We start from the raw sequence: 14,459 nt of genomic DNA, 5'->3' as shown, positions 1-14,459 counted from the left end.
CGTGGGAATCGTCGGACAGGTTCACCCGAGCCAAAACTTTGCTCCACCGAGTGTAAGGCCGTTGACCTGAATGTCCACCAGATGCTCGCCGGGGTAGTACCGCCGTGTGGTGATCGGCCGAAACGAATGCGTACGTGCGACCGGGACACGTGAACGGGGTGGAAGGGAGCGGGTGGTCAGCTTGAACACCTTCGCGGTACGGGAGCCGTTGGCCTTGACGTGGTGAATGACGTAGTCGACGGCCACGGACCGCTCGGAATCGGAATCGTTGACCAGGTCGAAGCCGAACGCGAGGTCACCACCGGTCGGAACATCCGACGGTGTGAGCACCAGATCTTCGACGGCGACACCGGTGGGAGCGCCGAAACCGAGGAGGGACAACGCGTCGGGATGGCCCTTCTTGATCAGGGTCCGCAGTGCGTGCCGCACCAGTTTCGGCGTGTTCGCGTCCGCGTTCTCGGTCCACCCGGTGGCCTGTGCGACGACGAGAGCCGGATCGGTGCGGCTGATGTCGTTGAGATGGTTGGCGACCGATCGCCGAACGTAGTCGGACTCGTCCCGGTAGAGCGCGCCGAGGATCTCGCGGGTCGCATCGGGCCTCGTGGTGAGGGCAGGCACCCGCCGGGCCCACGGGAGGAACGGCCGTGTGCCCTCGGTGGCAAGGCGTCGGACATGCGGGTCGTCGTGCGTCGTCCAGGTCAGCGCCGTCGCCAGGGTGCGATCCAGATCGGCGTCGAGGAACGTCCGAATGGCGAATTCGCCGGTCAGCCGGGACGTGAGATCGGCGAGCAGAGCCAGCCCCGAATCGAACGTGTCCGCGTCCCCGGCGGTGGCCCGGACTGCGAGAGCCTCGGTCACCGGCCAGATCATCCAGCCGGCGAAATCGTCACGCAGCAGTGCCGACCGTACGACGGCCTCGAATTCGGCGTGGTCGGAGGGAAGTTCGGCGAGCAGGCCGTCACGGACGAGTCGAGCACGAGCGCTCAGGCTCGCGCCGTCGAACCCGTCTACGGTCGCCGCGGTCAGAGGTAGCTCGAGCCCGAGGCAGTCGACGAGATCGTCGACGACCCCGGTTCCGAGAAGTTCGTCTGCGGTGGGCATCAGACCATGTCCTTTCGTGTCAACCAGCGAAGCGTCGGCCAGCCGCAGAAGACGGGCAGCCAACATGTCAGAACCCGGTAGAGCAGCACCGACGGCACCGCGATACTGGCAGGTAGTCCGAATGCGGCGAGCCCACCGATCAATGCGGCTTCCACCGCGCCGACGCCGCCAGGGGTGGGAGCGGCGGAGGCGAGAGTTCCACCGATCATCGTGACGACGGTGACGGTGACGAACGTGGTCCCGCCTCCGAATGCCTCGATGCTCGCCCACAGTGCAAGAGCGGCACCGAGAGTGGTTGCCGCACATCCGATGATGATGACGAAGAACCGCTTCGGATCCTTCAGGAGGTCGCCGAGCTCACCGAACACCTCTTTGAGCTGCGGCCGTACCGCATTGCGCAGCCACCGCCGAAGCGTCGGGACGAACATGAACGTACCGACGATACCCAGCGCAACACCGGCGATCAGATAGAGCACGGTCGGGTCGGGGACGAAATGCGCCAGATCCGCCGAGGTGCCTGCCACGACGCTGAAGAAGATCAACAGCGAGACGTGCGTGATCACCTGAACCGATTGCTGCAGTGCCACCGCGGCCGTTGCCCGCACCGCCCCCAATCCGCCCTTCTGCAGGAACCGCACACTCAGCGCGAGCCCGCCGACGCCCGCGGGTGTCGTCGTGGCGGCGAAGGTGTTGGCCAGCTGCATGATCGTCAGGTTGCGGAAACTGACGAGGCCCGACGCGCACGCCCACAGCGCCGCCGCGGCACCGACGTAGGTCAGCGCGGACACGGCGAGACCGAGCAGTGCCCACGACCAGTTCGCGGTCTTCAGTTCCGTGACGAATGTCGGCACCGCACTGATGAAGGGATATGCGACGTAGACCAGTCCGATCAACAGCACCAGCTGAATGATCTGGTTCCGAGTGAATCGGGTGACCTGTTCGGCTTTGATCTTGTCCGCACCCGTTTGTTGCAGAACCTCGTCGCGGACAGCGTTCATCACGCCTTTGCCGTCGGTGACGGACTTGCGCACGCGTGCCGGAATCGCCGAGCGGGTGAGCCTGCGTGACGCGGTCAGCACCGTGTCCTCACCGAGGGTCTCGATCGCGATGCGCACCGCGCGTTTCTCACCGAAGAGCGCCGACGTCGAGATCAACATCTGGGCGACGTCGGACTGCATCTGGGCGTCCGACGCGCCGAGTTCGGCAAACGAGAATCCGCCGAACAATGCCTGCCCGTTGTCGTTCCTGATCTCGACGCTGCGTAGGTCGCCGTGTGAGATCTGGTTGGTGTGCAGCGTGTGCAGACCCGTCCAGATGCTGGTGGCCAGCGAATCCGGCGAGGATTCGTCGACCGGCATGCCGCGCGGCGCACTGTGGGCGTACAGAGCCCACCCGCGTGCGAGCGCGGCGACCATGATCGGTTTGCTGCTGGCCACACCGATCTCACCGATGGCGATGGCCATCAGAGCGCGATGCTCGACGGCTCGTCGCATCGAGGCGTGCAGCGGGGCACTCTCGCTGTTGCGGAAGGACAACCATCGCCACGCCTGGCGCAGGGCACCACCGCTGCGCTGGTTCTCCCCGTACATCTCGACGACGACGGCAGGCGCAGTTCCCTCGGTCGTCGCCGACAGCACGAGCGGACCCGAGCCTGCAGGCTTGAGAACTTTGAACGAATCGACCACGTGGCCGCGTCCGGCGAGCAGCCGAGCAGCCTGGTCGAGCGGGACCTCGAGGGCAGGAGTCCCGACGACCAGCACTATCAGCGCACCGATACACCAGCCGGCCGACAGCCCGAAGAGCGACCGCGCAGGGACGACCGTGCTGACGAACAGATGGATCGGGACGAAGGCGAGCAGCAGAAGCCACCAGAGGCGACGCCACCGAGCGGGTAGCCATGGACCGGACACGGTGAGAACCGCGGCGAGCATCGCGATCCACCGTGAGTCGTCGAGGACCTGCGACGGGAGCGTGCCGAGGCGGTCCGGCACGTCGAGGTGCCACTCGGGTGTCGCGATCCCGGTGCCGGTGATGGACAGCGCCAAGCCCGCGAGAACACCTGCGGCGGCGTAACCGGCAAGAAGCTTCCATTTGCGGCCTGCGATGAGTCCGATGAGAATGCCGAAAGGAAGAGCGGTGATCGCGATGCCGTACAGCACGTAGACGAGATTCGACTGGTCCGGGCTGAGGACTCCGACGATGCCCGACACCGACGTTTCCAGTGCGTCCCACTGATTCTTGGTGATGAGCGAGCCCGCGATGACCGTGCCCAGCAGAATGCTCGAGACCACCACGCGCTGTATGTCGCGGGTACGCCGAGCCAGCGGTTGCAGCAGGCTCCCCGACACCGGAATGTCGCGCCCGTCAACCCGCATACTGTCTCTGAACCTTCGATAGAGCTGTGACGGCGTCGGTCGACGCTGTTCGGTCAACCTACCGTGCCTGCTGACATGTCACGAAGGCGTCGTTGCGGGAGCATCCACGCGCGGGACTCTCGCCCCCTTCTCGCTCACCCGGATCAGTACGACGACCGCGACAGCGGTCACGGCCACGAGTACCGCCAGAATTGTCACCACATGACCGAACGCCTGCGCGTACTCGTCCGGGAATCCTGGTAGTCCCGCGGCGGTCGCGTCGGCGCTCGGATTCCCCGGCATGGCGGCATGCACGAAATGCGCCAGCAGCCAGGCGTATCCCGCGACGAGCAGGGCTTCACCGCCGATCCGGAAGAGGTTGAGAACACCTGCGGCAGTACCGGTGCGCTCCACGGGGACCGATGCGAGTGCTTCGCCGTCGATCAGGCCGATGGGCAGTCCGAATCCGAGCCCGACCAGGATCATCGGAACCACGATCCACCACACCGAGGTGTCCGGACGCAGTGCGAGCATCCCGAGATCGCCGATCACCAGCGCTCCCAGACTGATGTGGATCATCGTCATCGGGCGTACGAAACCGGCGGTGATCATCCGCGCGACCAGTCCGGGTGCGAGCAGAACCGGAGCGGTCATCGTGAGCATGAACAGCCCGGCCGTCCCAGGGCTCATCGAGACGATGCCGCTCAGTGCACCGGGCAGGTAGGTCAGGAGCGTGACGAAACCGACCGCGCCTGCGACGGGTACCAGGCACAGCCCAAGGAACCGCGGGTTAGCCAACACGCCGAGGTCCAGGATCGGGGCGCGGCGTGTTGGCTCGGCTCCCGTCGTTCCAGTGGCGCCCGTCGTTCCGGTGATGGCCAACGTGCCGGCGAAGGCCAGGCCGAGGACGACGGCCTGGGCGACGAACACTCCGCGCCATCCGATGCCGCCGACGAGGATTCCGGCGATGGTGGGTCCGAGTGCGAGGCCGAGTCCGTTGACGGTGCCGAACGCGGCGAATGCGCTCGCGCGGGCGGCGCCGGAGTAGGTCTTCGACAGAATCGACGTCGAACCGACGAGCACGGCAGCTGCGCCGATGCCCGCGAGTATCCGGGCGCCGTCGAGGACCAGCAGATTCGGTGCCGCGGCGCTGGCGATGCCTGCAAGACCGGCCAGTGCGACGCCCGCGCGGAAGGACACGTGGTGCCCGATTCGGTCCGACACCGCACCCCACACGACGGTGAACAGCGCGAACGCGAGATTGAAGCCGTTGACGACCCACTGCAGCGGCCCGGGACTTTCGCCGAGGTCGGCGGCTATCTCCGGCAGCGCGATCGCGGTGCCCGCGATGGACATCGGTATGACGAACTGTGCTGCGAGTACTACGACCAATGTCGGTTTCGAGTGCACCGAGCCCCCCTTAGGTACGATGAATGCCGTACCAAGAACAGCAGAAATCTAGGTACGACGCAAGCCGTACCTATTGGGAGAGGTGACATGGTCGACGTCAGCGGGCATCCGGACGTGTCCGAGATGGAACTGGGTGCGGTCATGTCCGCGCTGTCCGATCCATTGCGACGGAAAGTGATCACCGAGCTCGTCGGCGACGACGACGGCGCCGAGCGCACCTGCATGTCCTTCGATCTCGGTGTCACCAAATCGACTCTGACACATCACTTCCGGGTGCTCCGTGAGTCGGGGCTCGTCTTTCAGGTCGATCGAGGAAACAGTCGCAAGGTCACCTTGCGCCGCACCGAGGTGAACGAACGATTCCCCGGTCTGCTGGATCTGCTGGCCAACGAGCCGTAATTCGGTGGAATCGGACATCGCCCGGGAGTTACCGTCGTGACGTGCATATTGCAATGATCGGATGTACCGCTCCCAGCCACATCTATCCGTCGCTCGGCCTGATCGCCGAGTTGGTGGCGCGCGGCCACCGAGTGACGTATGCGGTCGGTGCTTCGATGAAGGACGTCGTCGAACCTGCTGGGGTCGATATCGTTTCGTACGATTCGACGCTGCCGCAGGGCAGCGAGGCCTGGCCCGAGGATCCGGCGTCGGCGATGCGGGTGTTTCTCGACGAGGCGATCGGGTCCTATGCGGTGCTGACCGATTTCTACGACGCGCAGCGCCCGGACCTGCTGCTCTACGACATCGGTGGGCTGGCGGCGCCGCTGCTCGGTCGGCGCTACGGCATTCGGGCAGTACAGCTTTCGCCTACCTACGTGGCGTGGGACGGGTACGAGGAGGACATGGGCGAGGTGCTCGCGTCGATCCGGAACTCGCCGTCGGGCAGTCGATACCGCGATGTGTACGCGAAGTGGCTGCGAGACAACGGTATCGACGCCGATCCCTGGGACTGGATATCGCATCCGTCCGAGGTGTTGTCGCTGATTCCGCGGGTGATGCAACCGAACGCCGATCGGGTGCCGACGTCGGTGCAGTTCGTCGGTCCGTGTCTGGACCCGGTGCGCATGGCGGATGCGTGCTGGACTGCGCCGGAGAACAGGAAAGTTCTACTCGTGTCGTTCGGAACCGGATTCAACGAGCGACCGGATTTCTACCGAACGTGCATCGAGGCGTTCAGGGATTCCGAATGGCACGTCGTCATCGCCATCGGTTACCGGGTCGATGCGACATCTCTCGGGGATGTGCCGTCGAACATCGAGATCCTTCGGCAGGTCCCACAGCTGACAGTGCTGGCGGCCGCATCGGCGTTCGTCACCCACGCAGGCATGGGCGGCTGCACCGAAGCTCTGTGGTTCGGTGTGCCGACCGTCGCGATACCGCAAGCGGTCGATCAATTCGGCAACGCGGCGACCCTCGACGCGCTCGGCGTCGGAGTGCAACTGGCCGAGGAGGACGTGACGGCCGACGCCCTGCGTGAGGCAGTCGACACTGTCGCCACCTCGGCAGCCGTCGCTGCCCGACTGGCCGAGATCAGCGCAGACGTCCGCGCGCACGGCGGCATCGACACGGCAGTCGAGGCCGTGCTCGCAGCTAGTCCTCGAGGACGCTGACGCTCACGCCGTAGGGCAGAAATCGCACCCTACGCGTCGGGTCGAGGTTGTCCTTGTGAGCGCGGAGGGCGTCGAGTTCGGTGGCGTAGAGCTGGTCGATGTGCGCAGCCCCGTCCTCGGAGACGGTGTAGATGGCCCAGACGCCGTCGCCCTTGTCGCCGGTGGTCTCGGGCTCCGGAGCTGCCTTGCGGGTGGGCGCCGCGGCGTCACCGAAGAACGCGCCCCAGGGCCCGGTGGCACCCGACTGGCCGATGAACTTGCCTACCTGATCGACGACGTCGCGGAGTCCATCGCTCGCCTCCTTGGCGAATCGATCGAAATCCTCGGGGTCGATGTTGAACGGTCCGTTGTTGGTCATCTCTCCAGTGTGCGCCTGCGCGCGCATCACTGCTGCAAACGCGAACCGATGGTGCTGTGCAGAGCCCGGAGACTGTTCTGCCCGAGTGAGACCGTCTGCGACTCGATGTGCCGCAGGAGATGGCCGTCGTCGAGCACCTTCTCGCTGGATTGGATGAGGACGGTGCCTGTGCCGGTGAAGTCGAACTGACGCTCCTCACCGCTGTTCGCGCCGAGAAATCCACGCGCCGCACCGAGGAAGTTCTGCATCCACCCGGCGTCGAAGTGGTGCGACGGCGACGGGCAGTCCGCCCATCCGACGAGCGCTTCGGGGTCGATGCGTAGCGGAGGTTCGGCGAACATCACCGTCCCGTTCGACGACGCCAGGAACTTTCCGGTGCCCAGCAGCGTCAGGAACCCCGGCACGATGGACTGCTTCAGATCGAGCGTCGGTTCGAAGGCGAGCAGGTTCGACGCCCGGATCGTCAGATTGCCGTCGTCGAGGTCGTAGGAGTTGATGTTGAACCCGCGGTCGCCGAGGATCAGCTTTCCCTGGCCTTGCGCGAGCACCCAGTCGTTCGAGTACAGCGGCGACGAGAACCGTGCCGCGACGATCGCCGGCATCGACGTCTGGCCGAGCGGCTCGAAACGCACGTTCCCGTAATAGGCGATCATCGCGCCCTTGGACGTGAACCACGGCTGGCCCGCGAGTTCGACGCAGAAGGCATAGTCGTTGCCGGGAACGTTGTCGTCGACCGGGAGTGTGTGCGGAGTGTGGATCTCGAGTGTCATGTTCAGGACCCTTCAGAACTTCTGCTCGGACGCCTGGACCCACACGGTCCCGAAGCCGGTCATCTTCAGTTGGACGGCCTCGCCGCTTCCCTTGCCGACGGCGTCGCGCCAGCCCACGTTCGCCGAGATCTCCACGTCGATATTGCCGACATGGCACACGTACGCCTGCGGATCGACGACGACCTGCGGGTGCTCGGGCCCGACCTGCAATTCAATAGCGCCTCCGTGCGAGAGAACCGCGACGCTTCCCTGTCCGGTGAGCTGGGTGGTGAACAGGCCTTGGCCCGTCATCGCCCCACGTACCGCGCCGCGGACGCCGCCCTGCGAGGTGAGCGCGACGATCGAGCTCTGCAGGTAGCCGTCGTGCACGAGCAGCCGGTCTGCCTCCACCGTCAGCATCGACGACCCGTCGAGGTGAATCACCTCGACGTACAGGCCTGCGTGGCCGTAGAACACCTCGCCCTGTCCCTCGGCGGCCATCATCGCGACGTGCTCACCGGACATCATCCGGCCCGCCATTCCCGCCACGCCGCCCATGCTGGGCATTCCGGCGGCCGACCCGCCCATCGAATGCGGGACGAAGTGGACGTCGCCGGTGTAGTAGAGCATGGAACCCTTGCGCGCCAACACGTTCTGGCCCGGCGCGAGACTGGACTTGACGACCTTGCTGTTGACGAGTTCGAGCGGCACGTCAGCGCTCCTCGGGTTGGATGTAGACGACGCCCTGGCCGTCGAAACGGAGCGAGAACGCCTCGCCGCTGCCGCCGCCGATGGCGGATCGCCACGTGACGTCGGTGACGAAGCTCTGGTTCAGCTGACCACGATGTGCGACGAAGGCGTCGGGATCAACGACGAGCGGATACTGCGGGTCCACTGCCAATGCGATGAGCGGGCCGCCCTTGGACAGCAACGCCACCGTGCCGGATCCGCTGACGATGGTGGTGAACAGGCCCTGCCCGGACGATGCTCCGCGCAGGCCAGCGAATTTCACCTCGGTCTGCAGCCGGCCCGACAGCGCGAGTAGCTGCGATGCTTCGACGTGCATGGCGTCGCCTGCGAGTTCGACGAGGGTGATGTCCTGTGCGTCGACAGCGAAGTACACGGTCCCCTTACCGGAAACCTCCATGAGAGAGAGGGATTCACCGGTGACCTTCTGTTTGAGCGCGGCGCGGAAGCCGCCGCCACCGCCCATGCCTGCGTGTTTGAAGGCGACGTCGCCCTCGTACGCGACCATCGATCCTGAAATCGCGCGCAGCGTATCGCCCTGCGGTGATCCCGTTTGGAGACTTGCGACGAGCACCCTGTGCCCGTTCGTTGTCAGCTGAGCCACGGAGGAACTATGTCATGCACAGTTCCCCCGTGCCAGAGATGAATCAGACGAGAGGCTTCAGTGCCTTGCCTGCAAGTTCGACGACGCCGGGCTCGTGGCCGTTGGTGACGAGGTTGATGATGATCCCGTCGATACCGTGATCGAGAACGCGCTTCTGGATCTGCTCGGCGACGTCGTCGGGAGTGCCGCAGAATTGACGGTCCGTCGCCGCGGCCTTGTCGTCGTCGGAGAGGTTCGACAGGTCGACGCCGGAGGACAGCAGGAAGTCGCTCTGCTGCTTCCTGGCCTTGTCGCCGTCCTCGTCGATGATGACGAACGCGAGGAAGCTCGTCTCGAGATCCTTCGGGTCTCGGTCGACTTCCTCGCATCGGGCTTCGAGAGCCTTGACCTTGCGCGGCAATTCGCTTGCGTTGGAGATGATGTTGAGGTGGTCGGCGAACTGAGCAGCGAGGCCGAACGTCTTCTTCTCGCCTCCGCCGCCGAGCATGATCGGCAGGTCGTCGCGGATGCGAGGCTCGTTGATGGCGTCCTCGACCTGGTACCAGAGGCCGTCGAACGTCGGACGCTTGCCGCGCAGCATCGGCTCGATGATCTGCAGTGCCTCGTCGAGGCGCTCGAAGCGGTCGGTGAACGTGCCGAATTCGAGACCGAAGCTCGTGTGCTCGAGCTCGAACCAGCCCGCACCGATCCCCAGCACCGCTCGGCCGCCGCTGACGACGTCGAGCGTGGTGACGGTCTTGGCGAGGATCGCCGGATTCCGGTACGTGTTGCCGGTGACGAGGGCCGACAGCTGGATGGTGTCGGTGGCCGTCGCCAACGCGGAGAGTGCGGAGTAGGCCTCGAGCATCGGCTCGTCGGGCTTGCCCAGTCCGGGGAGTTGGTAGAAGTGGTCCATGACGAACGCGGTATCGAATCCCGCGGCTTCGGCCTCGCGCGCCTGCGCGATGACCTTCGGGAACAGCTCCTTGACGGAACCTGAGTAGCTGAAATTGGGCATCTGGTAACCGAGACGAATAGTCACGAAAGTAACGCTACTCCCGTCGGTGACGTATGCCACGTCGACGAGGTGACTACGGAAATATATAGTCAGGCTAGGTTGATAAATGTGAAGTCAGATGAAGGAGTCCTGCCATGCCCGTGAACTCTGGACGATCACACATGTTCGGCCGCGATGCGGTCATCGTGGAAGCAGTACGAACGCCCGTCGGAAAGGGCAAGGCCAGCGGCGCCCTCCACGGCGTACATCCGGTGGACCTGCTTGCACACAGCCTGCGCGCACTCGTCGAACGGGCCGGAATCGATCCGGCGCTGATCGACGATGTCATCACCGGCGCAGTCAGTCAGGTCGACGAACAAGCGGCCAACATCGCACGCACTGCGCTGCTCGCCGCCGGATATCCCGAGTCCGTGCCAGGCACCACAGTCGACAGACAATGTGGAAGTAGTCAGCAAGCAGTGCATTTTGCCGCGCAAGGTGTCATGTCCGGTGCGTACGACATCGTCGTCGCCGCCGGAGTCGAATCGATGGGCCGTGTGCCGATGGGCTCGGGTATCAGGGCAGGTGCCGACCCTCGCGGAATCGCCTTCGCGGAGCGATACTCCGAAGGGCTCGTCGCGCAGGGGCACAGTGCGGAGTTGATCGCCGCGAAGTGGGGATTCGACCGGGAGACGCAGGACCGGTTCGCGTTGAACAGTCACGCGAAGGCATATGCCGCAGCGTCGGGAGGCGGGTTCGTCAAGGAGCTCGCGCCACTACCCGAGCTCGATCACGACGAGATCATCCGGGCCGGTGGGACGCTGGAATCGATGGCAGGGTTGCGCCCTGCCTTCGTCGATCCGGTTGTAGGAGAGCGCTTCCCGCAGATCGACTGGTCGGTCACCGCAGGTAACAGCAGTCCGTTGAGCGACGGTAGTGCTGCGCTGTTGATCACGACGTCGGAGATCGCCGCGCGTCTCGGGCTGCGGCCGCTCGCGCGGTTGCACAGCTTCGCCGTCGTCGGGTCCGATCCGCTGTACATGCTGACCGGCGTCATTCCCGCGACCGAGAAGGTATTGAAGCGAGCGGGCCTCGAATTGGGCGACATCGACCTGTTCGAGGTCAACGAGGCATTCGCGTCGGTAGTGCTGGCGTGGCAGCAGGAGACCGGCGTCGACCCGAGACGCGTCAACGTCAACGGCGGCGCCATCGCGATCGGGCACCCGCTGGGCGCGAGCGGCGCGCGCATCATGACGACCCTCGTCAATGCGATGGAGCAGAACGACGCGCGATACGGCCTGCAGACCATGTGCGAGGCAGGTGGCCTGGCGAACGCAACGATCCTCGAGAGAATCTAGATCCTCGAGCGGATCTAGATTCCATTGCAGGGTTCGGCGATCGGGTGAACAATCGGCGCATGCCGACACTCGAACTCACCCGACCGCCGTTCTCCGGATTCGCCGTCGACGATATCGAGGCAGCCCGAACGTTCTACGCCGACACACTTGGGTTGACCGTCGTCGATGGTGAGATGGGACTGATCCACCTGCAGCTCACCGAGACCTCCGAGGTGCTGATCTATCCACGACCCCACCACGAACCCGCGCCCTACACCATCCTTAACTTCCCCGTCGCCGACATCGAGGCTGCCGTCGACGCCCTCGCAGCCAAAGGTGTGACCTTCCAGCACTACCCGGACATGGGTACCGATCAGCGCGGCATCTTCCGCCGCGGCGGTCCACTGATCGCGTGGTTCACCGACCCTGCGGGCAACGTCCTGTCGGTGTTGGAAGCCTGACCGGCTGTTGTATCAAGCGCTGTATCAGGCTGTATCAGGCTGTGGGGCTGCCGGTGTCGAGTGTGAGGGACTTCTGCTGACGTAGGCCTTGAGCGGTGACCCATTCCAGCCGGACGAGATCACCCGGCCGGCGGGTGACCATCTCCGCCGTCAGGTCATCCGATGTGCGGACGGGTCTGCCGTCGAACGAGACGATGACATCGCCTCGGACAATGCCGGTTCGCTCGGCGGGCGAGTCGTACTGCACCGATGCAACCGCAGCACCCTGTGAGGGCCCAGATCCGTTGAACGCCGACACGTCTCGGACACCGACACCGAGAAACGGCGTCGGGCCGACGTGAACCGTTCCCTCGGAACGGCCTTCACGGATCTGCTCGACGACGGCCATCGCGTCGTCGATCGGGATCGCGTACGCCTCGGGAGCCCGAGTGAGCCTGGCTTCGTCCGACAGGCCGGCCGCGTCGACCCCTATGACGCGTCCCCACGCATCGACGAGCGGACCTCCGGAGTCACCGGGCCTGACGTCCGCGTCGATCCGGATCATGCCCGTCAGTTCGTTGCGTGATCCGTCGACGGAACTCTGCGCCATGACGGTGGAGTCCAGGCCGACGATCTTTCCCGGCGCCGGTACGAGAACGCCTTCCCCCGAGGCATTTCCGATTGCAGTGACCGAATCACCGACGGCTGCATCTGCGGATCGCCCGATCGCTGCCGTCGGCAAGTCTGTGCCTGCAGCGAGCTGAATGACGGCGAGGTCGCGAGTCTTGTCGTAACCGAGCACCGAGGCGTCGTAGATCAGTCCGTTGCCGATGTGCACCGCTGTCAGGTCGGTGGCGTTCTCGACGACGTGAAAGTTGGTGAGAACCAGACCGTCAGGGTCGACGACGAAGCCCGTCCCTGCGATCCCGGAGTACCCCCACTCGGCGGTGATGGTGACGACGGTGGGATTCACTCGCGCGGCGAGTTCCTGGGGGTTCAGTGGCGGCGGGACAGGATCCGCGACAGCCGGCGGTGGTGCTGACGGTGATGGCGGTGCATCGAGCACTCCCGGTGTGAGCGGCGACGCGAATGCACATGCAGCAGCCGTCAGCGCTAGGAGAAGTGCCGCTCTGCCCGCCGCCTGCATAGGGATCGATTATTGCGCCCGCTGTGGTGTGCTGGCTAGAGCAGAATGCGGCGCGTCGGTTCGGGGGCCTGTGAAGGCACGTGCGGGCCGTGAGGGCACGTGAGGGCATGACTGTAGGCGGCACATGTGATGCTCTGTGCCGCTCCTGGCGTCTCAGGCCCCCTGCGCGGAGCCCCACCCGCGGGGCGCAGGGATGACAAGCCCCCTACGCCCCGCGGTCAGGCAGGCGGTGGTATGCCCGGCTCCGACCCGCAGGTCCCAGGCCCATCAGAGTTGTCCGATCCTGCACTGCCCGATCCTGCACGGCCGGAAGCTGTGATGTCCGATCCTGCGCTGTTCGATCCTGCGCTGTCGGAAGCTACGCTGTCCGATCCTGCGCCGTTCCATCCTGCGCTGTCCGATCCTGCGCTGTCCGGTCCTGTCCCGCTCCAGAATCCAGTGCCGCCCCAGAATCCACCGTCCCGCGCTTGCCCGCCCTGCGTTTGCCTGCCCTGCGCTGTTATGTCCTGCGCTGCCCGGTCTTTCGGCACCTGCACCGACCCCGCCCCGGACTGCGCAGAATAGATGTACTCGTTCGGATGATGAAAATGATTGACCCGACCCCGACGAGAAGGATCCACCGACACCGGAGCATGCCACAACGTACGACCCGGATACTCATGACCCGGACCCGCCTTCGTCGTCGCCCACTGACCATCACCCGAACCCACCCACCCATGATGCTCATCGCACCCGAACGTCAACGAATCGATATCAGTATTCCCACCACCGACCCACTCATCGATGTGATGCACCTGCGACCACGACGCCGGCCGAGAACACCCCGGAAAACTGCACCCCCGATCAGAGGCAATCAACACCAACCGCTGATCCGCCGACGCAATCCGCTTCGACCGCCCCAAATACAACGGCCGACCATCATCATCGAAAATTACCAAATAATGATGCGCATGCGAGGCCATCCGAATCGCATCCCGCATCCGCACCAACGACCCCGTCGCCGTCACCGCATGCCCCGACGCCGACTCCAACTCCCTCAACGTCATCGACACCACCGCCGTCACCGGCAACCCCCGATGCTGCCCCAACCGACCCGACGCCAACATCGCCCGCACAATCACCTTCAACGCATCATGCTGACGCCGCCCCTGCCCCCGCCGATCCCGCCCCGCCCGCACCACAGCATCATCACCGGAACCGCCACTGTCTGGATCACCACCAGCCGAACCATCCGGACCATCACCACCTGAGCCACCACCAGCCGAACCACCACCGCCAGGACTGTCACTGCCAGGACCGGCGTCTGGGTCGTCATTGCCTGGGTCGTCGGGGTCGTCTGGGCCGGGACTGTCGTCGGGGTCGTCAGGGCCGGGACTGTCGTCGGGGTCGTCAGGGCCGGGACTGTCGTCGGGGTCGTCGAACAAGGTCGGCCCACCCCGACCGCCACCACCCGAGCCACCGCTACCACTGCTGCTGGTATCGCTGCTACTGGTCCTGCTGGTGTCGCTATTTCTACTGCTACCGCTACTGCTGCTGTCGGTATCGGTGTCGGGTTCGTCGACGACCGGCGACGCATCCGCCGGATTACACATCCCAGGCTTGGCGAACTTCGCGAACGCCGCATCC

The 14,459-nt window shown here is 65.1% G+C and carries 15 protein-coding genes; 4 read left to right on the top strand and 11 right to left on the bottom strand.

Annotated features, from left to right (window positions below):
* Positions 1-21: 21 nt before the first annotated feature.
* The 3 genes from RY1_RS16550 to RY1_RS16540 all read right to left on the bottom strand — a co-directional run bounded on the left by RY1_RS16550 (position 22) and on the right by RY1_RS16540 (position 4,865).
* Positions 22-1,101, bottom strand: coding sequence for a DNA alkylation repair protein (locus RY1_RS16550; RefSeq protein WP_072804962.1), 1,080 nt, complete (start codon positions 1,099-1,101; stop codon positions 22-24).
* Positions 1,101-3,476 (bottom strand): lysylphosphatidylglycerol synthase transmembrane domain-containing protein, encoded by a 2,376-nt coding sequence (locus RY1_RS16545; protein ID WP_072804960.1) that lies wholly within the window; start codon positions 3,474-3,476, stop codon positions 1,101-1,103. Before RY1_RS16545 ends, RY1_RS16550 begins: the two co-directional genes overlap by 1 nt.
* A gap of 78 nt (positions 3,477-3,554) precedes the next feature.
* The gene (locus RY1_RS16540) at positions 3,555-4,865 is read right to left on the bottom strand and encodes an MFS transporter (protein WP_072804959.1); all 1,311 of its coding nucleotides are present in this window, start codon (positions 4,863-4,865) and stop codon (positions 3,555-3,557) included.
* 87 nt (positions 4,866-4,952) lie between these two features.
* Between RY1_RS16540 and RY1_RS16535 the strand changes: the two genes are divergently transcribed.
* Complete coding sequence (locus tag RY1_RS16535) at positions 4,953-5,264, top strand: ArsR/SmtB family transcription factor (protein WP_072804957.1); 312 nt, start codon at positions 4,953-4,955, stop codon at positions 5,262-5,264.
* A 41-nt stretch (positions 5,265-5,305) separates the two neighbouring features.
* Positions 5,306-6,475, top strand: a complete 1,170-nt coding sequence (locus tag RY1_RS16530) for a macrolide family glycosyltransferase (protein ID WP_218019808.1) — start codon at positions 5,306-5,308, stop codon at positions 6,473-6,475.
* On the opposite strand, the gene RY1_RS16525 is transcribed toward RY1_RS16530, so the two are convergent.
* Genes RY1_RS16525 through RY1_RS16505 form a run of 5 tightly spaced genes read right to left on the bottom strand, consistent with a single transcriptional unit; the run spans position 6,456 to position 9,954 of the window.
* Positions 6,456-6,833: an Rv0313 family protein gene (locus tag RY1_RS16525; RefSeq protein ID WP_072805207.1), complete on the bottom strand. Its 378-nt coding sequence runs from the start codon at positions 6,831-6,833 to the stop codon at positions 6,456-6,458. The two genes, RY1_RS16530 and RY1_RS16525, sit on opposite strands and share 20 nt — an antisense overlap.
* Positions 6,834-6,859: 26 nt before the next feature.
* Entirely contained in the window at positions 6,860-7,603 is a 744-nt protein-coding gene (locus tag RY1_RS16520; protein WP_072804955.1) for an AIM24 family protein, read from the bottom strand.
* A gap of 12 nt (positions 7,604-7,615) precedes the next feature.
* The gene (locus tag RY1_RS16515) at positions 7,616-8,293 is read right to left on the bottom strand and encodes an AIM24 family protein (protein WP_072804953.1); all 678 of its coding nucleotides are present in this window, start codon (positions 8,291-8,293) and stop codon (positions 7,616-7,618) included.
* 1 nt (position 8,294) lies between these two features.
* Positions 8,295-8,924 (bottom strand): AIM24 family protein, encoded by a 630-nt coding sequence (locus RY1_RS16510; RefSeq protein WP_371829485.1) that lies wholly within the window; start codon positions 8,922-8,924, stop codon positions 8,295-8,297.
* 52 nt (positions 8,925-8,976) lie between these two features.
* On the bottom strand, positions 8,977-9,954 hold the full coding sequence (locus RY1_RS16505) for an LLM class F420-dependent oxidoreductase (protein ID WP_174565404.1): 978 nt from the start codon (positions 9,952-9,954) through the stop codon (positions 8,977-8,979).
* 110 nt (positions 9,955-10,064) lie between these two features.
* Between RY1_RS16505 and RY1_RS16500 the strand changes: the two genes are divergently transcribed.
* The gene (locus RY1_RS16500; RefSeq protein WP_245819700.1) at positions 10,065-11,267 is read left to right on the top strand and encodes a thiolase family protein; all 1,203 of its coding nucleotides are present in this window, start codon (positions 10,065-10,067) and stop codon (positions 11,265-11,267) included.
* 59 nt (positions 11,268-11,326) lie between these two features.
* A complete protein-coding gene (locus tag RY1_RS16495; protein ID WP_072804946.1) occupies positions 11,327-11,707 on the top strand; it encodes a VOC family protein in 381 nt (126 codons plus the stop codon).
* A 34-nt stretch (positions 11,708-11,741) separates the two neighbouring features.
* Here RY1_RS16495 and RY1_RS16490 read toward each other — a convergent pair whose 3' ends face one another.
* From RY1_RS16490 to RY1_RS30650, 3 genes are all read right to left on the bottom strand, one after another.
* On the bottom strand, positions 11,742-12,833 hold the full coding sequence (locus tag RY1_RS16490; RefSeq protein WP_072804944.1) for a S1C family serine protease: 1,092 nt from the start codon (positions 12,831-12,833) through the stop codon (positions 11,742-11,744).
* Positions 12,834-13,051: 218 nt separating this feature from the next.
* A complete protein-coding gene (locus tag RY1_RS31130) occupies positions 13,052-13,948 on the bottom strand; it encodes an HNH endonuclease signature motif containing protein (RefSeq protein ID WP_503629807.1) in 897 nt (298 codons plus the stop codon).
* Positions 13,949-13,956: 8 nt separating this feature from the next.
* Positions 13,957-14,148, bottom strand: coding sequence for a hypothetical protein (locus tag RY1_RS30650; protein WP_169914732.1), 192 nt, complete (start codon positions 14,146-14,148; stop codon positions 13,957-13,959).
* Positions 14,149-14,459: the final 311 nt, after the last annotated feature.

The sequence above is a fragment of the Rhodococcus yunnanensis NBRC 103083 genome (assembly GCF_001895005.1).
In the GTDB taxonomy this organism is placed as follows: domain Bacteria; phylum Actinomycetota; class Actinomycetes; order Mycobacteriales; family Mycobacteriaceae; genus Rhodococcoides; species Rhodococcoides yunnanense.
Note: the sequence above shows the minus strand (reverse complement) of the source record. Positions and strands in the feature narration are given on the sequence as shown.